Consider the following 19,073-nt stretch of genomic DNA (forward strand, 5'->3'; position numbering starts at 1 on the left):
TACTAAATTCTCGCGCACGAACGCCCCGGAGACAAGGGTCGTCGTCCGGGGCGTTGCGCTGCGAGGCAGCGGGCGTCAGGCCTGTACGGGATCCGCGGCCTGCGCCGCGACCAGCGGCTCCAGGTCGCGCGTCGCCTTGCGCTCGACGAAGAACGCGGCCAGCGGGATCGTGCCCGCGACCAGCGTCCACACCAGTCGGCCGAACGACCACTTGGCCTTCGAGGCCATGTCGAAGGCGAAGACCAGGTAGACGACGAACAGCCAGCCGTGGGCGATGGCGATGACGCGGACCGGACCCGAGACGTCCATGTCCAGCCCGTATTTGGCGATCATGCCGATCGTCAGGAGGACCAGCAGCACACCGGTGACGTAGGCCATCACGCGGTAGCGGGTCAGCACGCTTTGTTTCATGCCCACGAGCGTAACGGTGCGATCCGGGGCGATCTTCGCCGCCCTACTCCTCCGGCTCGGTGAAATCCCCCGCGGCCACCCGCAGGGGCCGCAGCATCTCGAAGATCCGCCCGCACTCCTCCGCGTCGTACGCGCTCAGGCCGAAGTCCATCGCCATCAGGTCGCGCGTGGCCGCCTCCACGACCTCCCGGCCCTTGTCCGTGATGCTGGCCAGCGTGCCGCGGCCGTCGTTGGGGTTGGGGCGCTTGGCGACCAGCCCCTGCGCGACCAGCCGGTCGACGGTGTTGGTCACCGACGTCGGGTGCACCATCAGCCGCTCGCCGATCTTCGACATCGGCAGCTCGCCCGCCTTGGAGAACGTCAGCAGCACCAGCGCCTCGTAGCGCGCGAACGTCAGCCCGTACGGCTTGACGACCGCGTCCACCTGACCCAGCAGGATCTGATGGGCGCGCATGACCGACGTGATCGCCCCCATGGACGGCACCGAACCCCACCGCTGCTTCCACAGCTCGTCGGCGCGGGCGATGGGATCGAAGGGGAGGCTGAGCGGCTTCGGCACGCTCCGAGCGTACCCGGCGGCCCCCCGACGACCGGGGCCGTCTCGGAATTCGGGACTACTGTTCGCAGGCTTCCGCCGCCTCCCTGACGAGCACCACCGCCGCCTTCAGACTCAGCCCCGGCTCCGCCTTGCGCAGCGCCCGCACGGCATGCACCTCGTGCGTGCGCGGATCGACGCCCGCGGCGTCGAGGATGCCGCGCGTCCACTCCGCGCGCACCTCCCGCTCCGGCCGCGCCGCGTGCGCCGCCACGAGCGCGGCAGCCCGCTCCAGCCCCGGCCGCTCCTCGGGCCCCGCGGCGGCCAGCGCCGCATCGATGGCCTCGGCGACGGCCTGCGCGTCGCGCAGGACGATGACGCCGGGGTCGAAGTTCTTCCGCCCGCTACCGAACACTGCGAGAACCGCCTCCCTGGTCGCCTGATCAGCGAGATCGTACGACCTCCCGCACCACACCCCCCACGACCAGGGTCCCCACCGCCCCGGCCCCGGCGACGACCGCGACCACCGGCAGGAACTCGGCGAGCAGCCCGGCCAACGCCATGCCCAGACCCTGGATGGTCATCGTCCCGGCCGCCAGCACCGTCATCGCCTGGCCGCGCAGCTCCTGCGGCACCGCGGCGATGAACCACTGGTCCGCGCCGAGCGTGTACGCCGACCCGGCCCCGGCCACCGCCACGGCGACCAGGGACCAGCCGAGCGAGGGCCGCAGGGCGTACGCCAGGAACGGCAGCAGCGCCACCGCCGCCACCGGCAGCGCGATCCGCTCCCGCTGCCGGGGAGTGAGCAGCGCCCCGGCGAGCACCTCGCCGGCGATCGCCCCGACCGGCATCCCGCACATCAGCAGCCCGGTGCCCGTCGCACCGGCGCCGAGCACGTCCGCGTAGGGGGCGGCCAGCGACTCGGGGACGACGAGGAAGAAGGACGGCAGCCAGAAGAACAACAGCAGCGCCCGCACCCGGCGGTGGGCGAGGACCTCCCGCACCCCCGACAGCGACGCGGCCAGCAGCGCGCCCCCGTCCCGCGCCCGCGCCGGCCGGCGGCGCGTACCGAAGCGCAGCAGCAGGGCGGACCCCACGAACCCGGCCGCGGCCACCCCCAGCACCGCCCGCGGCGAGGCGAGCGCGATGAGCACCCCGCCGACGGCGAAACCGACGAGCTGCGCCCCTTGGGAGACGACGCGCAGGAGCGACCGGCCGAGGACGAAGAGGTCCCCGTCGCCCAGGACGTCCCCGAGCGTGGCGGCGCGCGCCCCGCTGAACACCGGCGCGACGGCAGCATTCATGCACCGCAACACCAGCAACACCGCCACGGGCTGCCCCGGCACGGCCATGCCGGCGGCCCCGGCGGCACACAACAGATCGCACACGACGAGCACCCGCCGGGCGGGATACCGGTCGGCGACCCCGGCGAGCAGCGTCCCGCCCACGACGTACGGCAGGAACCCGAGCGCAAAGGCGAGCGCACTGAGCGCGGGCGACCCGGTGACCCGGTACACCAGCACCGACAGCGCGATCTCCCCCACCACCAGCCCCAGCAACGACACCACGTGCGCGGCAAAGACGAACCGGAACTCACGGACGCCGAAAACGGCGCGATAGCGGGCGCGGCCCTTGGGGGAAGGGGCAGTTGAGGTCGTGGACATGCGGGACAGCTTGTCCGCGGCGCCCCGCCGCCTCCACCGGTTTTCGTACGGCCCTCCCGGCGGGAACACGCAGAACCCGCGACACGCACCCGCACGGCCGTGCACACTCGCCCCAACGAAGCGAACGAGCAAGGGGGGACACCGTGGTGGAAGAGATGGCGGAGCTGGCCTCGGCGGGGGCGGGGGCCTTGGTGGCGGCCATGGCGACCGACGGGTGGGAGGCGGCCCGGGCGGGGTTCGTGCGGTTGTTCCGGCGGGGGGAGCTGGCGGAAAGGGCCGCACTGGAGGCGCAGTTGGCGTCCGGGGCGGAGCTCGTCGGGCAGGCCGAGGACACCGAAGCCGCGCGCCGGAGCCTGGTGGCGCCGTGGGAGTTCCAGCTGGCGGCGCTGGTGCGCCGGCACCCCGAGGCGGCGGCGGAGGTGCGGGCGTGGGTGGCGGCGGAACGGTCCGCGCGGCCGCAGTGGACGGCGGTGCAGAACGTCGACGTCCGCGACAGCGGCCGGGCCAACGCCGTCGTCAACGGCAACATCGTCATTCATGAAGCCGGGCCCGGCGGGTCGTGATCGAGCAGAACATCACCGTCGCCGCCGGGTACGCCCATGGCGTGATCGGCGCGGACCTCCACGTCTTCGGTGACGGTCTGCCGGTGTACGTCCTGCACAACCACCGGCCCGCCCCGGAGGCGGACGGCGAGTGGCTGGCGGAGCTGCCCAGCAGGATGCTGGACGCCCGTTTCGCCGTGGTCGGCTTCACCGGCCGGGCGGACGAGTTGCGGGAGCTGACCCGGTGGCGGGAGAGCGGGCCGCGGCTGGCCGTGCGGTGGCTGCACGCGCCGGGCGGCCAGGGCAAGACGCGCCTGGCGCACCGTTTCGCCGACGCGTCGCTCGCCGCGGGCTGGAAGGCGGTGACGGCCACGCACGGGCCGGGTTCGGTGCTGACGCCCGGCCGGAGCGAGGACCTGCGGCCGGACGGCTTCGCCGGGGTGCTCCTGGTCGTCGACTACGCCGACCGCTGGCCGCAGTCGCATCTGACGTGGCTGCTGAGCAATGCGCTGCTGCACCGCCCCGGCCTACCGGCCCGGGTGCTCCTGCTGGCCCGTACGCTCGATCCCTGGCCGCCGCTGCGCGCCGCGCTGACCGGGCACCAGCCGCACCTGTCGAGCCAGGCGCTGGCGCCGCTGGTGGAGGGGTCGGGGCAGCGCAGGGAGATGTTCGCGGTGGCGCGGGCGGGCTTCGCGGCCCGGTACGGCCTCGCGGATCCGGGGGCGGCCGCGCCGCCGCCGGGGCCGTTGGAGGATGCGGAGTACGGGCTGACGCTGGCCGTGCACATGGCCGCCCTCGTCGCCGTCGACGCGCACCGCGCCGGGCGCCGTCCGCCGCGGGACGTGGCGGGCCTGACGGGCTACCTCCTGGACCGGGAGCAGCTGCACTGGGCCCGGCTGCACGGCGACGGCACCCACGAGCTCGACCCGGCCGGGCGGGCCTTCCGCACCCCGCCGGCGGTGATGCACCGGGCGGTGTTCACCGCGGCGCTGACCGGGGCGGTCGGCCGCCCGGCCGGTGCGGCGGTGCTGGCGGCGCAGGGCCTGGACCGGCCGCCTCCGCAACGGATCCTCGCCGATCACGCGGTCTGCTACCCGCCCGCCGACCCGGGCCGCGACACCGTCCTGGAGCCGCTCGCCCCGGACCGGCTCGCCGAGGACTTCCTCGCGCTGGCCTTCCCCGGTCACACGGCCGACCATCCCGCCCAGGAGTGGGCCCCGGCGACGGCCTCGCAGCTCCTGGGTGCCGACGGGGACGACCCGCCGCCGGCGTGGGTGCCGCGCGCCGTCGGGTTCCTGGCCGCGGCGGCGCTGCGCTGGCCGCACCTGGGCCCGGGGTACCTGTTCCCGGTGCTGGTGAGGACGCCGGAGCTGGCGGTGGCCGCGGGCAGTTCCGCCCTGAGCGACCTGGCGGCCGTGCCGGACGCGGGCCTCGACGTGCTGGAGGCCGTCGCCTCGTGCTTCCCGGAGCTGGACGTCACCGACCTGGCACCGGGCATCGCCGCGGTGACCCGGCGCCTGACCGCCTGCCGGCTGGAGCGCACGCCGGACCCGCTCGCCCGGGCGCTGCTGTGGTTCGGCCTGGGCGGGCGCCTGCTGGCGGCCGGCCTGTACCAGGAGGCGGTGGAGGCCAACGAGGAGGCCGTGCGCCTGTACCGGGACCTGGCCGCGGCCCGCCCCCTGCCGCCCCCGCCGCCACGGACCGGGCTCGTACGGCGTCTGGCGGCGGTACCGGCCCTGGTCCTGCGGCGGGAGCGCCTGCGGCAGGGCATCGAGGACCTCCAGCAGCACAGGGACGCGGCATACGTCGTCGTGTGGCTCTCCTTCTCGTTGGTGAACCTCGGCTCGTCCCTGGCCGGGCTCGGGCACGGCGAGGAGGCACTGGCGGCGGCGCAGGAGGCCGTGGGGCTCGTCCGTACGGCCCAGCAGGACCGCCTGTTCGCCTCGGGCGCCGCGGCGCCCCTCGCAGGGGCGCTGGCCGGCCTCACCAACGCCCTGCTGCGCCTGGGACGCCACCAGGAGGCGCTGCAGCCGTCGCAGGAGGCCGTACGGCTCTACCGCGCGCTGGCCCGCTCCGACCCCCGGCGGAGCGGCCACCGGCTGGCCGCCGTGCTCAGCGAGCACGGCATCCTGCTGGGCCGCCTCTTCCGGCACGAGGAGGCGCTGCGTGTCACGCAGGAGGCGGTACGCCTGCTGCACAGGCTCTCCCGCAAGGATCCGGTGCGGCACCGGCCGTTCCTGGCCCTGCAGTTGAACAATCTGGGCCGCCGCCGGGCCGCCGCCGGCGACTTCAAGGGGGCGGCGCGGGCGAGCGAGGAGGCCGTGGCCCTGCTGCGGCAGCTGGCGCAGGGCAACCCCGCGTACTTCCGGCCCGAGCTGGCCCGGGCCCTGGCCAACCTCAACGTGCACCTGGCCGGGGACGCGCACGGCGGCCTCCGGGCGGCGCAGGAGGCGGTACGCCTGTGGCGCGAGCTGGCCCGTGAGAGCCCCGTGCACCGGGCGGAACTCGGCGCGGCGCTCGGCACGTACGGCAGCCGGCTCAACGAGCTGGGGCGGCACCGGGAGGCGCTGGCCGCGGGCGAGGAGGCCGTCGGCCTGCTCCGCGAGGCCGCCGGGGCCGATCCGGCGGCCATGGGGGTCGAACTCGCCCTGGCGCTGGGCCTGCTGGCCGAGACGAAGGCGGGAGCGGCCGGTGACGTGGCGGGCGCCCTGGTGGCCCTGGAGGAGGCGGAAGCCCTTGCCCGGCGGGCGGCCGCCGGCAATCCGGCCCAGGGCGGCGCCCTGCTCGAACAGATCCGGCAGCTGCGGGCGTGGGTGGTTCGGCCGGATCAGGCCCGTCGCTGAGGCGAGGTCTTTGTCAGCGGGCCGTGGACGGGGCACGACGGGGTGCGGGGCGGCCGCCGGTAGGCGTCCTTGGCGAGCATCTTCACCTCCCAGGGCGCACCGGAGGCGTCCCGCCGGAGCACCACGTGCCGGTTGCTGCCTGCCTGCAGGTGGGCGCGGTACGCGGCGACCGCCGGAGTGTCGTCGCCCAGGATGCGGCGCAGCTGGTCCTCGACGAAGCACAGCGGGCAGCCGAGGCCATCGAGGGTGAAGGCGGACTGCCGGAACTCCGGCTGCGCGACGATGACGAAGAGCGACCCGGTGAAGGCGACGTACAGCCCGATCCACTGGGGGCCGTCGTGGCGGGCGGCCCGCTGGAGGGTGTGGCTCAGCTGCAGCGGATCGGCGGGGCGGGCCCGGCGCCGGCCGGCGAACGGCGCGAGGAGCGTCCATACGGCGCTGATGCCCAGGTCCACGTAGAGCGCCGGGACGAACCAGCCGGGGCCCTGGCCGTGGGCCGTCCACAGGCACACTCCGACCATGGCCGCCAGGAAGGCGGCCTTCGGCAGGCGGTGCGGCGGGGTGAAGGCGGAGCGGAAGGCCCTCGGCAGGGCGAGGAGCACGATCACGGCGGCGCCGGTCAGCACCACGCGCACGACGAGCTCTGCGTCCATCCCCGGCCTCCCCCGCCCCGTGCTGTACGGGCCCGGGGCCAGAATCCCACCGGCCCCGGCCGGAACACAGGCTTCTACGGCAAGCGTCTGCCGCGCCCTGCCAGGGGCGCGTGGCTGTGCCCCGTAGGGGCGCGGGGAACTGCGCGACGAGCCACGACGCGCCCGCAGAGGGGGTACCGTGCCGCGCCCGGGCCCGGGGCGGCACGTCGACTGCGGGCCGTCGGTGGCCGATCGCGCAGTTCCCCGCGCCCCTACGGGGCGCCGAGGTGGCGCGTCGACTGCGGGCCATCGGCGGCCGCCCCTTACGGGGCGCCGAGGTGGTGCGTCGGCTGCGGGCCGTCGGTGGCCGCCCCCCTACGGGGCGGAGAGGTGGCGCTCGACCGTTTCGACCTTGGTGGTCAGGCCGTTCGTGACGCCGGGGCGGATGTCGGCCTTGAGGACGAGGGAGACGCGGCCGCAGCGGGCCTCGACGGCGGCCACGGCGCGCTTGACGACGTCCATGACCTCGTCCCAGTTGCCCTCCAGGGAGGTGAACATCGCGTCCGTGCGGTTCGGCAGGCCGGAGGCGCGGACGACGCGCACCGCTTCGGCGACGTACTCGCCGACGTCCTCGCCGACCCCGATCGGGGTGACGGAGAAGGCGACGATCATGCGTTGACCACGCCTTCCTTGCGGGCGCGGGCGGCGATCACGCTGGCTTCGGCCTCGCGGCGCAGCATCCGGTCGGCGAAGAAGCCGCCGGTCGGCAGGACCGAGAGGACGAAGTAGAGGGCACCGGTCTTCAGGGGCCACTTGGTCTTGTTCCAGGCGTCGGCCAGGAAGAGGACGTAGAGGATGAAGAGGATGCCGTGGATGGCGCCCATGGCGGGCACGGCGTTGAAGTCCGTGGTCCGCTTCAGGGCGGAGCAGATGAGCAGGAGGATGAAGGAAACGGCCTCCGGGGCGGAGACCAGGCGGAGCCGGCGCAGGGCGGAGGCTGTCTTGAGGTCCACGGGGCACACCTTCGGTCGCGTGGCGGAGCGGTCACAGCTTGTGACAGCATTCACAAGCTCCCCCATTGTTGCAGGCCCACCGTCGATCACAGCATTCGGGTCCATTCCAGGGCCTAGGGACGCCTAGGGGCGTCTAGGGGCCTGTTCGCGGGGTATGTCCTGCCGCTAGCGTCTGCAGGCGTGGCTCAGTTTCGGCTCCACGGGAGCAAGGTCCTCGCCGTCGACATGACCGGCGACGCGGTCAAGGCCAAGAACGGGTCGATGGTCGCGTACGAGGGCGAGATGACGTTCAAGAAGATGACCGGCGGCGGTGACGGCCTGCGCGGCATGGTCACCCGTCGGCTCACCGGCGAACAGATGGAAGTCATGGAGGTGAAGGGGCACGGCACCTGCTACTTCGCCGACCGGGCGAGCGAGATCAACCTTGTGACGCTGCGCGGCGAGACGCTGTACGTCGAGGCGAGCAACCTCCTGTGCACGGACTCCTCGCTGCGCACCGGCACCACCTTCACCGGGCTGCGCGGCGCCTCCCAGGGCAACGGTCTGTTCACCACGACCGTCGAGGGCTCGGGCCAGGCCGCGATCCTCTCCGACGGCACCGCCATCGTGCTGCGCGTCACCCCGCAGATGCCGCTGCAGGTCGACCCGGGCGCGTACATCGCGCACACCGGCCGGCTGCGTCAGCACTTCCAGTCGGGGGTGAACTTCCGCACCTTCATCGGCGAGGGTTCGGGCGAGGCGTTCCAGATCCGCTTCGAGGGCGACGGGCTCGTCTACGTGCAGCCGAGCGAGCGCAACACGATCGGGGGGCAGCTGTAATGCCGTTCCGGCTCCTGAACTCGCGCATGGTCGAGGCCAGTGTCGTCCCCGGGCAGCGGCTGTTCAGCCAGCGCGGGGCCATGCTCGCCTACAAGGGCGAGGTGTCCTTCACCCCCAGCATCACCGGCGGCGCGGGCGGGGTCATGGGGATGATCGGCCGCCGCATCGCGAACGAGGCCACGCCTTTGATGACGGTCGAGGGCAACGGCACGGTGATGTTCGGTCACGGCGGTCACCACGTGCACGTCATCGACCTGACCGGTGACACGCTCTACGTCGAGGCCGACCGGCTGCTGGCCTTCGACGGCACGCTGCAGCAGGGGACGATGTTCATGGGTTCCCAGGGCGGCGTGATGGGCATGGTGCGCGGCCAGGTCACCGGGCAGGGTCTGTTCACCACCACCCTCAAGGGGCACGGCGCGGTCGCCGTGATGGCCCACGGCGGCTTCATCGAGCTGCCGATCGGCCCGCAGCGGCCGGTCGTCGTCGACCCGCAGGCGTACGTCGCCCACCGCGGCGACGTACGCAACAAGCTCACCACCGCCCTCGGCTGGCGCGAAGTCGTCGGCCGCGGCAGCGGCGAGGCGTTCCGGCTGGAGCTGTCCGGCACCGGCACCGTCTACGTCCAGGCGTCGGAGGAGAAGCTGTGATGAACGGTCCCGTCGTCCACGACGCCACCACGCTCCCGGCCAACGACAACGTCAACCCGTACGCCTTCTGCGTCGACCTCAAGGGGCAGTGGTTCCTGCAGAAGGGGAAGATGATCGCGTACTACGGGCGCATCGACTTCCACGGCATCGGCCACGGCCCCCTCGACCGGCTGATCGCCGGCAGCTTCCACTCCCCGCTGCACGCCGCGGACTGGGTGGTCGCCGAGGGGCAGGGGCGGATGCTGCTGGCCGACCGCGGCTTCGACGTCAACTCCTACGACCTGGAGGACGGCAACCTCACCGTCCGCTCCGGCAACCTGCTCGCCTTCGAGCCGTCGCTCGCGCTCAAGCAGTCCATCATCCCGGGCTTCCTGACGTTGATCGGCACGGGCAAGTTCGTCGCGGCCTCGAACGGGCCGGTCGTCTTCGCCGAGCCGCCCATCCGCGTCGACCCGCAGGCGCTGGTGGGCTGGGCCGACTGCCCGTCCCCCTGCCACCACTACGACCACCAGTACTTGCGGGGGGTCATGGGCGGGGTGCGCCGGCTGACCGGCCTGGGGGGCGCCTCGGGCGAGGAGCACCAGTTCGAGTTCGTGGGCGCGGGCACGGTACTGCTGCAGTCCACCGAACAACTGATGGAGGAGATCGCCACCGGGGAGGGACCGCCGGAGCAGGCCGGCGTGCCGCACGCAAGCCCCGGGAATCAGCCAATGACCCCCCGATTGCCGGGCCAGCTCGGCGACCTCCAGCGCCGCTTCGGGCTGTGAGCGGTACCCTGCGGAGTGTGACGGGTCGAACGCATGACCTTTAATGTTAGTTAATCTTTCAACTTCCTTTAGGTAGAATCCATCTATGGACACCGAGAACGGCACCCGCTGGCTCACCGACGAGGAGCAGGCCGCCTGGCGTGCCCACCTGGAGGTGAGCCGGCTGCTGATGCACCAGCTCGAACGCGATCTGCAGCCCTTCGGCCTCACCAACAACGACTACGAGATCCTGGTCAACCTGTCGGAGTCGAAAGACCACCGGATGCGGATGAGCGACCTCGCGACCGCGACCCTGCAGTCCAAGAGTCGCCTCTCCCACCAGATCACCCGCATGGAGAACGCGGGCCTGGTCCGCCGCGTCAACTGCGAGTCCGACCGGCGCGGCCTGTTCGCCGTCCTGACCGACCTCGGCTGGGAGACCATGCGCAAGGTGGCGCCCCACCATGTCGCCTCCGTGCGTGAGCACTTCATCGACCTGATGTCACCGGAGGAACTGAAAGCACTGCACACCTCCCTCCTGCCGGTGGCCACCCACCTGCGCACCACGCGCACCAAGTGACCTCCGGCCCTCGCCCGCGCCGCACACCCCCGTTGTGCGGCGCGGGCGAGGCGTTTTTCAGTGGAGCAGGCGGAGCAGTACGCGTACGTACGGGCTCCTGCGCGCCGGCCGGGCGACCGAGCCGGTGAGCGCACGCTCGGCGCGGTCCAGGCTCTCCTCGACGCACGCGTCGTGCAGCCACCGCCAGAACAGGGGCCAGGTCAGCCGGGCGGACCCGCGGGACCCCCTGGCGAGGGTGTGCCGCAGCCGCGTCCGGCCGTCCGCGTCGCCGAAGACGGCGAACTCGTGGAAGCCGTCGAAACCACGCGGCCCCTCGAAGGCGAACCGCACCCAGACGGACGGCACGTAGGCGGCCACGCTGTAGCGCACCGGACCGTGCCCGCCCCTGGCCCCCACCCCCAGCGGCCGGTCCAACCGCATCGGCGGCCAGGGCGCGCCCGGCCAGAGCCTGTCGTTCTCGCTCGCGAGACCGTCGATGAGCGCTCCGACCTCGGCCGGTTTCGCGTCGAGCGAGCGCTCGTGCACGTTGTAGACGCCACCCATGGCAACCTCCCCGTTTTGGAGACATCTCTCCAATACATTGGAGAGTACTCTCCAATTCATGCCGAGACCACCCCGCTTCGACACCGACCAGCTCCTGGACGCCGCCGTGCACCTCGCGGCAACCTCGGGCCCGGCGGCGGTGACCATGTCGGCGGTCGCCAAGGCCGTGGGCGCACCGAGCGGCTCGGTCTACCACCGCTTCCCCAGCCGCACCGTGCTCCTGGCCGAGGTATGGCTGCGCACGGTCGAACGCTTCCAGCACGGCTACTTCCGGGCCCTGGAGCAATCACCGGCCGCGGCGGCCCGCCACGTGGTCGCCTGGAGCCGCACCCACCCCGAGGAGGCGACCCTCCTGCTGTACGGCCCCCAGGACTTCGGCCGCACCGACTGGCCGCAGGAGTACGTACACCGCGCGGACGAGGGCAACGCCCGCATCCGCGCAGCGCTGGCGGCCCTGGCAGGCGACGGGCCGAAGGCCCTCGACCGCGCGACCCTCGCCCTGGTCGACCTCCCCCTGGCGGTGGTCCGCCGCCACCTGCGCGCGGGCCAACCGCTCCCCGCGCACGCGGAGGCGTTGGCGGCGGAGTCGGCGACGGCACTGCTGGGGCGGACGTCCTGACAGCGGAAACCTCCCGTTTTTTCACCCGGAGGTGAGAACCTCCTGCCGCTTCCGGCGCGCGGGTGCCTTGCCCGCCGTACGGTCCGTTGCTACGGACATGAGTGCGGAGGGAAGGGGTGGGGCCGTGACGAGTGAGACCTCTCAGCCACCGATGGCCTGGCGACTGTGCGGCAACCAAGTGAAGCTCTGGCGCACGGAGGCCGGCATCAGCCGCGAGCAGCTGGCCCAGGAGGCGGGGTACGGGTGCGAGACGGTGAGCTCGATGGAACAGGGGCGCCGGCGCCCGACTCAGCGGCTCCTGGAGGTCGCCGACGACATGTGCGGGGCGCGGGGGAAGTTGCGGGCGGCGCTGGCCTATCTCGAACCGGAGCGGTTCGCCAATCGCTCGCGCGAGTTCATGCAGATCGAGGCCGAAGCGATCGCCGTGCACTGGTACGAGGCACTGCTCGTGCCGGGCCTGCTGCAGACCGAGGGCTACGCTCGCGCGCTGATGACCGGACACTGCCCTCCGGCAGACCTGGACACGGTTCAGGCGCGCGTCAATGCTCGACTGCAGCGGCAGAGCGTGCTGGAGAAGGAAACGGTGCTGCTCAGTTTTGTCGTCCACGAGGCCGCACTGCGCAGCTTGGTGGGCGGCCCGTCGGTGATGAAGGAGCAGCTCAGTCACCTGCTCAAGATCGGTGAACTTCGCCATGTCTCCGTGCAGGTGCTCCCCCTGGGGCAAGGCGTTCACCCTGGTCTCGGCGGACAGTTCGTGGTCCTAGAGACCAGCGACCACAAGCTCTACGGCTACGAAGAGGGCCAGCACACCGGCCTGCTGCACGCGGATGTGGACAGGGTGAGCGCCCTCGTGAAGCGCCATGCCATGATCCGCATGCACGCTCTCAACACCAACGAGTCAGCCCGGCTCATTGCGCGAGTGGCGGAGGAACTATGAGAACTCGCGAGATATGGTTCAAGTCCGGCTACAGCGGCGGTGAAGGAACAGCCTGCGTCGAAGTCGCTCTCTCCTGGGCGAAGTCCAGTTACAGCCAGGGTGATGGCAGCGCCTGCGTCGAAGTCGCCACCACCCCCCGCACCGTCCACATCCGTGACTCCAAATGGCGCGGCGGGCCGCAGCTCTCCATACCCGCCGCCGCGTGGGCGGCGTTCGTCGCCGGGGCGGCAGCGGCGGGGACCGCTCCGCTTCGCTGCGCTGGGTGAGAGCGGATGCGGAGTGTGCGCTGCGACGCTTCGCTTACTTGGGGGCGGAGGGGCGGGCTGCGCCCTTGAGCCCACCCGCTGCGCGGCCGGATGGTCGAGCCCGGCAGGGCAATCGGTGCCCCGAGCTGTTTGTCTGGCGGAGTGAGGCCCGCCGCTGCGCGGCTCGAAGGTCCAACCCGCACTGGCAGCACTACCCCTCACCATGGGAAGCGCCCACGCGAGGATTCCCGCTGCCAAGGCGGTGCCTGCCACCCGTTCGAACCTCCTGGCAGCGCAGCGAAGCGGAGCGGCTGGCCCACGAGGAAGGGAAACGCTGCCACTACGCGGCAAGCACCCTCAAGCCGCGCAGCGGCGGGCCAACTCCGCCAGGCAAACGATTCTGCGCACCCTCACCATCCGGGGCTCGACCTTCCGGCCGCGCAGCGGGTGGGCCCCAGGGCGCAGCCCGGCCCTCCGCCCCCCAAGCCGCGCAGCGGCGCAGCGCACACTCCGAACCCACCGCGCGCAGCGAAGCGGAGTGCACCCGTACGACGGCGGGGGCGGAAGCCCTCACGCGGCGGACGAGCGCCCCCGCGGGGATTCCTCACCGGGCTCCGGCCCGCCGTGGGGCGTGAAGACGAAGGCCGACGTGTCGCCGTCCAGGTCGATGGTCAACGACGCGTCGAGCGCCTTGGCCAGGCGAGTGAGCAGCGCGAGGGTCGGCAGGGAGTCGCCGCCCTCGATGTCGGAGATCTGCGGCTGGGTTATTCCGGCCCGCCGTGCCAGCTCGCTCTGCGACAGGCCGAGCGCGCTGCGGCGGTCGTACACCGCCTGGCCAAGGGCGAACGCGTGCCCCGCCTCGGTGTAGGCGGGGGACTCGTCCGCCACCTCACCCAGGAGCTTCCTCGTGCGGCGGGTCTTCCACTGGGAGTGGTTCATGAGCTCTCCCCGGATCCGTTCATACGTGTGCTCGGCAGGTCCGTGATCCGTCTCGCACATACGGCGCGACGCCGAGCCAAGGATCCCAGCCCCCCAACAGCCCGCCGTGCCCCCCGGGCAGCCGCCCGGGGGCCACGGCTCGCCGCGCTCCTCAGTGGGTGTACAGCCACCAGTAGTAGCGGTAGTGGTCGTTGTCGTATTCGCGCTTGCACTGGTACTCGTGCCAGTCGCCGTGGCCCTGGCCCTTCTTGCCCGCCTCCACACAGGCTTTTTCGTCGTCGTAATGGCCGCGCTTGGTCCAGCCGTCGATCGGGGAAGCGCTGGCGCTGGTGCTTGCGCTCGGGGACTCATCCGACGGTGCCGCTACGGCCGCCCCCGCCGTGGCGGTCAGGAGCACCGCGGTGGCCGCCGCCACCGCCGGTGCCAGGCGGAAGGTCCGCGTTTTCATGGGGGTTCCCTCTCTCCAGACATCTGCACCCGATGGTGGGAGCGGAACCCCGTCGGCGGAAGTTCAGCGCCCCGGGCGTGCGGGAGCGGGGTGGTGGCCGAAATCCGCGCGGGTGGGTCCGGACTTCGGACGGCGTGCGGGGCGGCGTCAGACGATGCGGATGCCGAGCGCCCATGCGGTGATGGTGGCGGGGCTGGACCACACGTGGTCCTTGGAGGCCGCCGTGAAGCTCGCGGCCCAGCGCGACGGTTCCAGGCGCCACAGCAGGTTGCCGGCGCCGCTCCAGTGCACGTCGCCGCCTCCGCCGGTCAGGGCGTAGCCGGTGGGCAGGGTGGCGGTGGCCTGGGGGTGGGCGTCGGGGCCGCCGTCGACGGGGATGCGGGCGACGTCGACGCGGCCGACGGGCAGGTACCGCGGGAGGGCGATGGCGTAGGAGCGGATGCTGGAGGGGTCGGACTGGCCGTGGTCCTTGGAGCGGGCCTGCCAGGTGCTGTCGGAGGACGGGAAGGAGGAGGTGGCGAGGTTGCCGGCGCCGTGCCAGTCCACGCGGAAGCCGCCGCCCACGAGGACGTGGTTGTTGGACCAGATGCGTGCTTCGGCCGTGGGCCACGGTTCGGCGCCGCTGTCGGCGGGGGTGACGAGGACCGCCCGCGCGAGCTGGTCGCGGCTCATGCCGGCGATCTTCAGTCCGATCACGTACGAGGTGAGCTGGTGGTAGTGCACCTGGAGGTGGTCCTTGGAGCTGACGGTCCAGCCCCACAGGTCGCCGGTCGGGTAGGAGGCGGTGAGCAGGGCGCCGGGGTTGGCGTCCGTCGCGGTGGCACCGCCGCCGATGGCGATCATGTCGCCGTCGCCGACGGTGGTGGTCTTGTCGATCCAGTACTGCCGTGCGGGGCTTCCGGTGTGGGCGAAGACGGACACGGTCGCCAGACCCGAGGCGTCGGTGAAGGTGGCGGCGCGTGTGCCGACCGCCGTTGCCCTGCCTGCGCCCAGGGTGCCGATCGCGGCTGCTCCGGCGACCGCGCTCGCGGCGCGTAAGACCTCTCTTCGGCTCTTCATCTCTCCGGCCCGCCTTTCCACTGCTGTCGCACTGTGGCTGGTGCCTGTCGGGCGCGACCCTAGCTGTCACCCGAAGCGCCCGGACACCCCCCGGAACGGGGATTGACATCGGCCAGCCGCCCCCACCGCCCGAACGGGACGGCGTCAGCCGTCGTCTTCGCGATCGCGATGGCCGGAAATGCGGCGCCCTGCGTGCCGCAGGACGCACCGAGCGCCCCCTTCCCGCAGGCCGCATCCCCACGATGAGGCCATTTCCCGAGCGGCCGGTTCCCGTGCTTGCCGCCATGGCCCGATCCGCGGCAATACAGGGCGAGTTGAAATCCGGACCTTTTACCCGGCATATGTCCCGAACCGCTCTGGTTCCCCTCCCTCCTCAGCACATAGCTTTCCGAACGTCGTAGAGCCCGACCCACGAAAATCCATGGAAGGGGAAAACGGCATGACCGGAAGCCGGAAGCTCGCCCTCGCCCTCGCCGCCGCCGGCACCCTGACGGGCCTGGCCGCCGTGCCCGCCGCGGCGGACGCCGCCGTCAAGGCGCCGATCAGCACGTCGATCCAGGTCTACAGCGACGACACCAACCTGGACGAGTACGCGGGGTACGACGTCCTCACCCGCGACGCCCGGCACGGCTGGCAGGTGTTCCAGCTGACGCAGCTGGACGACGGGTCGTACACGATCCGCGGCACGCACTTCGGCAAGTGCCTCGCGGCCACCGGACGCGGGCAGAAGATCACGCAGAGCCCGTGCAACAGCGGGAACCTCGCCCAGCGCTGGCTGCTGGACACCCGGGCGGACACCACACCCATCGAGAGCCGCAAGTTCCGCGGTGAGGTGCTCCAGGCGCACGGGCTCGACCAGCCGGTGACGATCGAGGCCAGGGGCTCGGGGCGGGCCGCCCAGACCTGGGGCCTTTACATGAAGTAACCCCGGTACATGAAGTAACCCCGGCGAGCAATGAAACGAGCGAAGAAACGAGCAAGGAAATGAGCCCGGCGACCGGAATTCGCCGGGCTCATTTCGCATGGCCTATACCCGCTCGGTCAGACCCGCAACCAATTCGTCCGCCGCCGCGTACGGGTCGAGGGTGCCGCCCACGACGCGGTCCGCGAGCGCCGCCAGCCGGCGGTCGCCGCGCAGGTCGCCGATGCGCTCCCGCAAAGCCGTGACGGCGATCGTCTCGACCTCGTGGGCCGCGCGGCGCAAGCGCCGCTCGGCGAGGACGCCCCGCTCCTCCATCCAGGCGCGGTGCTTGTCGAGCGCCTCGACGACCTCGTCGGTGCCCTCGCCGCGCGCCGCGACGGTCTTGACGATGGGGGGTCGCCAGTCGCCGGGGCCCCGGGCCTCGCCCAGGCCGAGCATGTGGTTGAGCTCGCGGGCGGTGGCGTCGGCCCCGTCGCGGTCGGCCTTGTTCACGACGTACACGTCGCCGATCTCGAGGATGCCGGCCTTGGCGGCCTGGATGCCGTCGCCCATGCCGGGGGCGAGCAGCACGACGGAGGTGTCGGCCTGGGAGGCGATCTCGACCTCCGACTGCCCGACGCCGACCGTCTCGACGAGGACCACGTCGCAGCCGGCCGCGTCCAGGACGCGGATGGCCTGGGGGGCGGCCCAGGCGAGGCCGCCGAGGTGGCCGCGGGTGGCCATGGAGCGGATGTAGACGCCGGGGTCGGAGGCGTGTTCGGACATCCGTACGCGGTCGCCGAGCAGCGCGCCGCCGGAGAAGGGCGAGGAGGGGTCGACGGCGAGGACGCCGACCCGCTTGCCCATCCGGCGGTACGCGCTGACCAGGGCGGACGTGGACGTGGACTTGCCGACGCCCGGCGAGCCGGTCAGGCCCACCACGTAGGCGCCGCCGGTCAGCGGCGCGAGCGCCGCCATGACCTCGCGCAGCTGCGGGGACGCCCCCTCCACCAGGGAGATCAGGCGGGCCACCGCGCGCGGGCGGCCCTCACGCGCCTGTTCGACCAGTGCGGGGACGTCCACCATGGCTGCTCCTGTCGCGAGGGGGGTCAGTTGCCGGGCACGCGGATGATCAGGGCGTCGCCCTGGCCACCGCCGCCGCACAGGGCCGCGGCGCCGGTGCCGCCGCCGCGCCGCTTCAGTTCGAGGGCGAGGTGCAGCACGATGCGGGCGCCGGACATGCCGATCGGGTGGCCGAGCGCGATGGCTCCGCCGTTGACGTTCACCTTTTCAGGGGATACGCCCAGATCCTTCATGGACTGCACCGCAACGGCCGCGAACGCCTCGTTGATCTCGATCAGGTCGAGGTCCTCGACGCCGATGCCCTCCTTGCCCAGTGCGTGCCGGATGGCGTTGGACGGCTGGGACTGCAGGGAGTTGTCGGGGCCGGCGACGTTGCCGTGGGCGCCGATCTCGGCGATCCAGGCCAGGCCCAGCTCCTCGGCCCTGGCCTTGCTCATCACGACCACGGCGGCGGCGCCGTCGGAGATCTGCGAGGAGGTGCCGGCGGTGATGGTGCCGTCCTTGGCGAAGGCGGGGCGCAGCTTGCCCAGGCCCTCGGCGGTGGTCTCGGGGCGGATTCCCTCGTCCTTGCTGAACAGGACGGGGTCGCCCTTGCGCTGGGGGATCTCGACGGGGGTGATCTCGGCCTCGAACAGGCCGTTCTTCTGGGCGGCGGCGGCCCGCTGGTGGGACAGGGCGGCGAACTCGTCCTGCTCGGGGCGGCGGATACCCAGACGGGTGTTGTGCTTCTCCGTCGATTCACCCATGGCGATGTTCTCGAAGGAGTCGGTGAGCCCGTCGTGGGCCATGGCGTCGAGCATCTCGACGGCGCCGTACTTGTAGCCCTCGCGGGACTTGGGCAGCAGGTGCGGGGCGTTCGTCATCGACTCCTGCCCGCCGGCGACGACGATGTCGAACTCGCCCGCGCGGATGAGCTGGTCGGCCAGGGCGATGGCGTCCAGGCCCGAGAGGCAGACCTTGTTGATGGTCAGGGCCGGGACGGACATGGGGATGCCGGCCTTGACGGCGGCCTGGCGGGCGGGGATCTGCCCGGCGCCGGCCTGCAGCACCTGGCCCATGATCACGTACTGGACCTGGTCACCCCCTATCCCGGCCCGGTCGAGGGCGGCCTTGATGGCGAAGGCGCCCAGCTCGGCCCCGGAGAAGCTGCGCAGGGAGCCCATCAGGCGGCCCATGGGCGTACGGGCGCCCGAGACGATGACGGAGGTCGTACCGGAATTTCCGTTCGTTCCTGACATGGGCGCTGCCCCTTCGAGCGGAGAGGGATGTTAACGACGGTTCCCGTCAATGTACTGAGCGGTCACCCGGCGGTCACCGGCCCGACGGTGTGATCGCGCGCACGTTGCGTAACCGCACCGGCAGCGGTGCACTGAAGCCATGCTGACGCGCATCGACCACATCGGGATCGCCTGCTCCGACCTCGACGCCACCGTCGAGTTCTACCGTGCCACGTACGGCTTCGAGGTGTTCCACACCGAGGTCAACGAGGAGCAGGGTGTCCGCGAGGCCATGTTGAGGATCAACGGCACCGACGACGGCGGTGCCTCCTACCTGCAGCTGCTGGAGCCGATCCGGGAGGACTCCCCGGTGGGCAAGTGGCTGGCGAAGAACGGCGAGGGCGTTCACCACATCGCGTTCGGCACGGCGGACGTCGACGGGGACGCGGCAGCGATCCGGGGCAAGGGCGTGCGGGTGCTGTACGACGAGCCGCGCCGGGGTTCGATGGATTCGCGCATCACCTTCCTGCACCCCAAGGACTGTCACGGCGTGCTGACGGAACTGGTCACCTCGGCGGCTGCCGCGACCGCGGAGCACTGACCGCGCCCTCCCCCGGCCGGTAGAGTGCAGGTTCGGCCGGGGCCCC

At 72.2% G+C, this 19,073-nt stretch carries 24 protein-coding genes; 11 read left to right on the top strand and 13 right to left on the bottom strand.

Features of this window, described 5'->3' with window-relative positions; genetic code table 11:
- Positions 1 to 75: 75 nt before the first annotated feature.
- From AB0K17_RS00120 to AB0K17_RS00135, 4 genes are read right to left on the bottom strand one after another with little or no spacing between them, the layout of a single operon-like run.
- Complete coding sequence (locus AB0K17_RS00120) at positions 76 to 411, bottom strand: DUF3817 domain-containing protein (protein ID WP_365969752.1); 336 nt, start codon at positions 409 to 411, stop codon at positions 76 to 78.
- A 43-nt stretch (positions 412 to 454) separates the two neighbouring features.
- Entirely contained in the window at positions 455 to 970 is a 516-nt protein-coding gene (locus tag AB0K17_RS00125) for a MarR family transcriptional regulator (protein WP_365981636.1), read from the bottom strand.
- Positions 971 to 1,025: 55 nt separating this feature from the next.
- Positions 1,026 to 1,361, bottom strand: coding sequence for a hypothetical protein (locus AB0K17_RS00130; RefSeq protein ID WP_365969751.1), 336 nt, complete (start codon positions 1,359 to 1,361; stop codon positions 1,026 to 1,028).
- A 28-nt stretch (positions 1,362 to 1,389) separates the two neighbouring features.
- A complete protein-coding gene (locus tag AB0K17_RS00135; protein ID WP_365981637.1) occupies positions 1,390 to 2,610 on the bottom strand; it encodes an MFS transporter in 1,221 nt (406 codons plus the stop codon).
- A gap of 143 nt (positions 2,611 to 2,753) precedes the next feature.
- Here AB0K17_RS00135 and AB0K17_RS00140 point away from each other — a divergent pair, with 143 nt between their 5' ends.
- The gene (locus AB0K17_RS00140) at positions 2,754 to 3,173 is read left to right on the top strand and encodes a hypothetical protein (protein ID WP_365981638.1); all 420 of its coding nucleotides are present in this window, start codon (positions 2,754 to 2,756) and stop codon (positions 3,171 to 3,173) included.
- Positions 3,170 to 5,995, top strand: a complete 2,826-nt coding sequence (locus AB0K17_RS00145; protein WP_365981639.1) for a tetratricopeptide repeat protein — start codon at positions 3,170 to 3,172, stop codon at positions 5,993 to 5,995. The genes AB0K17_RS00140 and AB0K17_RS00145 overlap by 4 nt, the downstream gene beginning before the upstream one ends.
- Here AB0K17_RS00145 and AB0K17_RS00150 read toward each other — a convergent pair.
- The 3 genes from AB0K17_RS00150 to AB0K17_RS00160 form a co-directional block, all read right to left on the bottom strand.
- The gene (locus AB0K17_RS00150) at positions 5,980 to 6,648 is read right to left on the bottom strand and encodes a hypothetical protein (protein ID WP_365981640.1); all 669 of its coding nucleotides are present in this window, start codon (positions 6,646 to 6,648) and stop codon (positions 5,980 to 5,982) included. The genes AB0K17_RS00145 and AB0K17_RS00150 overlap by 16 nt on opposite strands.
- A gap of 354 nt (positions 6,649 to 7,002) precedes the next feature.
- Complete coding sequence (locus AB0K17_RS00155; protein ID WP_365965176.1) at positions 7,003 to 7,299, bottom strand: MTH1187 family thiamine-binding protein; 297 nt, start codon at positions 7,297 to 7,299, stop codon at positions 7,003 to 7,005.
- Positions 7,296 to 7,640 carry a DUF3817 domain-containing protein gene (locus tag AB0K17_RS00160; protein ID WP_365965177.1) on the bottom strand — a complete coding sequence of 115 codons (345 nt, stop codon included), beginning with the start codon at positions 7,638 to 7,640 and terminating at the stop codon, positions 7,296 to 7,298. The genes AB0K17_RS00155 and AB0K17_RS00160 overlap by 4 nt, the downstream gene beginning before the upstream one ends.
- Positions 7,641 to 7,865: 225 nt before the next feature.
- On the opposite strand from AB0K17_RS00160, the gene AB0K17_RS00165 reads away from it, so the two are divergent.
- From AB0K17_RS00165 to AB0K17_RS00180, 4 genes are all read left to right on the top strand, one after another.
- Complete coding sequence (locus tag AB0K17_RS00165; protein WP_365965352.1) at positions 7,866 to 8,459, top strand: AIM24 family protein; 594 nt, start codon at positions 7,866 to 7,868, stop codon at positions 8,457 to 8,459.
- Positions 8,459 to 9,109, top strand: coding sequence for an AIM24 family protein (locus AB0K17_RS00170; RefSeq protein WP_344437372.1), 651 nt, complete (start codon positions 8,459 to 8,461; stop codon positions 9,107 to 9,109). The genes AB0K17_RS00165 and AB0K17_RS00170 overlap by 1 nt, the downstream gene beginning before the upstream one ends.
- Complete coding sequence (locus AB0K17_RS00175) at positions 9,109 to 9,876, top strand: AIM24 family protein (RefSeq protein ID WP_365965178.1); 768 nt, start codon at positions 9,109 to 9,111, stop codon at positions 9,874 to 9,876. The genes AB0K17_RS00170 and AB0K17_RS00175 overlap by 1 nt, the downstream gene beginning before the upstream one ends.
- Before the next feature lie 85 nt (positions 9,877 to 9,961).
- On the top strand, positions 9,962 to 10,435 hold the full coding sequence (locus AB0K17_RS00180) for a MarR family transcriptional regulator (protein ID WP_365965179.1): 474 nt from the start codon (positions 9,962 to 9,964) through the stop codon (positions 10,433 to 10,435).
- A gap of 57 nt (positions 10,436 to 10,492) precedes the next feature.
- On the opposite strand, the gene AB0K17_RS00185 is transcribed toward AB0K17_RS00180, so the two are convergent.
- The gene (locus tag AB0K17_RS00185) at positions 10,493 to 10,978 is read right to left on the bottom strand and encodes an SRPBCC family protein (protein WP_365981641.1); all 486 of its coding nucleotides are present in this window, start codon (positions 10,976 to 10,978) and stop codon (positions 10,493 to 10,495) included.
- A gap of 58 nt (positions 10,979 to 11,036) precedes the next feature.
- On the opposite strand from AB0K17_RS00185, the gene AB0K17_RS00190 reads away from it, so the two are divergent.
- From AB0K17_RS00190 to AB0K17_RS00200, 3 genes are all read left to right on the top strand, one after another.
- Complete coding sequence (locus tag AB0K17_RS00190) at positions 11,037 to 11,597, top strand: helix-turn-helix domain-containing protein (protein ID WP_365981642.1); 561 nt, start codon at positions 11,037 to 11,039, stop codon at positions 11,595 to 11,597.
- A gap of 124 nt (positions 11,598 to 11,721) precedes the next feature.
- Positions 11,722 to 12,534: a helix-turn-helix transcriptional regulator gene (locus AB0K17_RS00195; protein ID WP_365981643.1), complete on the top strand. Its 813-nt coding sequence runs from the start codon at positions 11,722 to 11,724 to the stop codon at positions 12,532 to 12,534.
- Positions 12,531 to 12,800 (top strand): DUF397 domain-containing protein, encoded by a 270-nt coding sequence (locus AB0K17_RS00200; protein ID WP_365981644.1) that lies wholly within the window; start codon positions 12,531 to 12,533, stop codon positions 12,798 to 12,800. Before AB0K17_RS00195 ends, AB0K17_RS00200 begins: the two co-directional genes overlap by 4 nt.
- 549 nt (positions 12,801 to 13,349) lie before the next feature.
- On the opposite strand, the gene AB0K17_RS00205 is transcribed toward AB0K17_RS00200, so the two are convergent.
- The 3 genes from AB0K17_RS00205 to AB0K17_RS00215 form a co-directional block, all read right to left on the bottom strand.
- On the bottom strand, positions 13,350 to 13,718 hold the full coding sequence (locus AB0K17_RS00205) for a helix-turn-helix transcriptional regulator (protein WP_365981646.1): 369 nt from the start codon (positions 13,716 to 13,718) through the stop codon (positions 13,350 to 13,352).
- A gap of 151 nt (positions 13,719 to 13,869) precedes the next feature.
- On the bottom strand, positions 13,870 to 14,166 hold the full coding sequence (locus tag AB0K17_RS00210; RefSeq protein ID WP_365965186.1) for a hypothetical protein: 297 nt from the start codon (positions 14,164 to 14,166) through the stop codon (positions 13,870 to 13,872).
- A 147-nt stretch (positions 14,167 to 14,313) separates the two neighbouring features.
- Positions 14,314 to 15,225, bottom strand: a complete 912-nt coding sequence (locus AB0K17_RS00215; protein ID WP_365981648.1) for a hypothetical protein — start codon at positions 15,223 to 15,225, stop codon at positions 14,314 to 14,316.
- A gap of 439 nt (positions 15,226 to 15,664) precedes the next feature.
- Between AB0K17_RS00215 and AB0K17_RS00220 the strand changes: the two genes are divergently transcribed.
- Complete coding sequence (locus AB0K17_RS00220) at positions 15,665 to 16,150, top strand: ricin-type beta-trefoil lectin domain protein (protein ID WP_365965189.1); 486 nt, start codon at positions 15,665 to 15,667, stop codon at positions 16,148 to 16,150.
- A gap of 102 nt (positions 16,151 to 16,252) precedes the next feature.
- On the opposite strand, the gene meaB is transcribed toward AB0K17_RS00220, so the two are convergent.
- Positions 16,253 to 17,212, bottom strand: a complete 960-nt coding sequence (meaB, locus tag AB0K17_RS00225; RefSeq protein ID WP_365965190.1) for a methylmalonyl Co-A mutase-associated GTPase MeaB — start codon at positions 17,210 to 17,212, stop codon at positions 16,253 to 16,255.
- 23 nt (positions 17,213 to 17,235) lie between these two features.
- Positions 17,236 to 18,447: an acetyl-CoA C-acetyltransferase gene (locus AB0K17_RS00230; protein ID WP_365965191.1), complete on the bottom strand. Its 1,212-nt coding sequence runs from the start codon at positions 18,445 to 18,447 to the stop codon at positions 17,236 to 17,238.
- A 139-nt stretch (positions 18,448 to 18,586) separates the two neighbouring features.
- Between AB0K17_RS00230 and mce the strand changes: the two genes are divergently transcribed.
- A complete protein-coding gene (mce, locus tag AB0K17_RS00235; RefSeq protein ID WP_365965192.1) occupies positions 18,587 to 19,027 on the top strand; it encodes a methylmalonyl-CoA epimerase in 441 nt (146 codons plus the stop codon).
- The last annotated feature ends 46 nt before the right edge of the window (positions 19,028 to 19,073 follow it).

It is taken from the genome of Streptomyces sp. NPDC049585 (assembly GCF_040675615.1).
Lineage (GTDB): Bacteria > Actinomycetota > Actinomycetes > Streptomycetales > Streptomycetaceae > Streptomyces > Streptomyces luteosporeus.

Excerpts from the sequence above, each read along its gene's own strand:
- AB0K17_RS00170 (WP_344437372.1), top strand. The coding sequence starts at position 8,459 with ATGCCGTTCCGGCTCCTGAACTCGCGCATGGTCGAGGCCAGTGTCGTC.
- AB0K17_RS00135 (WP_365981637.1), bottom strand. The coding sequence starts at position 2,610 with ATGTCCACGACCTCAACTGCCCCTTCCCCCAAGGGCCGCGCCCGCTAT.
- AB0K17_RS00175 (WP_365965178.1), top strand. The coding sequence starts at position 9,109 with ATGAACGGTCCCGTCGTCCACGACGCCACCACGCTCCCGGCCAACGAC.
- mce (WP_365965192.1), top strand. The coding sequence starts at position 18,587 with ATGCTGACGCGCATCGACCACATCGGGATCGCCTGCTCCGACCTCGAC.
- AB0K17_RS00190 (WP_365981642.1), top strand. The coding sequence starts at position 11,037 with ATGCCGAGACCACCCCGCTTCGACACCGACCAGCTCCTGGACGCCGCC.
- AB0K17_RS00220 (WP_365965189.1), top strand. The coding sequence starts at position 15,665 with ATGACCGGAAGCCGGAAGCTCGCCCTCGCCCTCGCCGCCGCCGGCACC.
- AB0K17_RS00155 (WP_365965176.1), bottom strand. The coding sequence starts at position 7,299 with ATGATCGTCGCCTTCTCCGTCACCCCGATCGGGGTCGGCGAGGACGTC.
- AB0K17_RS00120 (WP_365969752.1), bottom strand. The coding sequence starts at position 411 with ATGAAACAAAGCGTGCTGACCCGCTACCGCGTGATGGCCTACGTCACC.
- AB0K17_RS00215 (WP_365981648.1), bottom strand. The coding sequence starts at position 15,225 with ATGAAGAGCCGAAGAGAGGTCTTACGCGCCGCGAGCGCGGTCGCCGGA.
- AB0K17_RS00205 (WP_365981646.1), bottom strand. The coding sequence starts at position 13,718 with ATGAACCACTCCCAGTGGAAGACCCGCCGCACGAGGAAGCTCCTGGGT.
- AB0K17_RS00210 (WP_365965186.1), bottom strand. The coding sequence starts at position 14,166 with ATGAAAACGCGGACCTTCCGCCTGGCACCGGCGGTGGCGGCGGCCACC.
- AB0K17_RS00150 (WP_365981640.1), bottom strand. The coding sequence starts at position 6,648 with ATGGACGCAGAGCTCGTCGTGCGCGTGGTGCTGACCGGCGCCGCCGTG.
- AB0K17_RS00165 (WP_365965352.1), top strand. The coding sequence starts at position 7,866 with ATGACCGGCGACGCGGTCAAGGCCAAGAACGGGTCGATGGTCGCGTAC.
- AB0K17_RS00230 (WP_365965191.1), bottom strand. The coding sequence starts at position 18,447 with ATGTCAGGAACGAACGGAAATTCCGGTACGACCTCCGTCATCGTCTCG.
- AB0K17_RS00185 (WP_365981641.1), bottom strand. The coding sequence starts at position 10,978 with ATGGGTGGCGTCTACAACGTGCACGAGCGCTCGCTCGACGCGAAACCG.
- meaB (WP_365965190.1), bottom strand. The coding sequence starts at position 17,212 with ATGGTGGACGTCCCCGCACTGGTCGAACAGGCGCGTGAGGGCCGCCCG.
- AB0K17_RS00200 (WP_365981644.1), top strand. The coding sequence starts at position 12,531 with ATGAGAACTCGCGAGATATGGTTCAAGTCCGGCTACAGCGGCGGTGAA.
- AB0K17_RS00180 (WP_365965179.1), top strand. The coding sequence starts at position 9,962 with ATGGACACCGAGAACGGCACCCGCTGGCTCACCGACGAGGAGCAGGCC.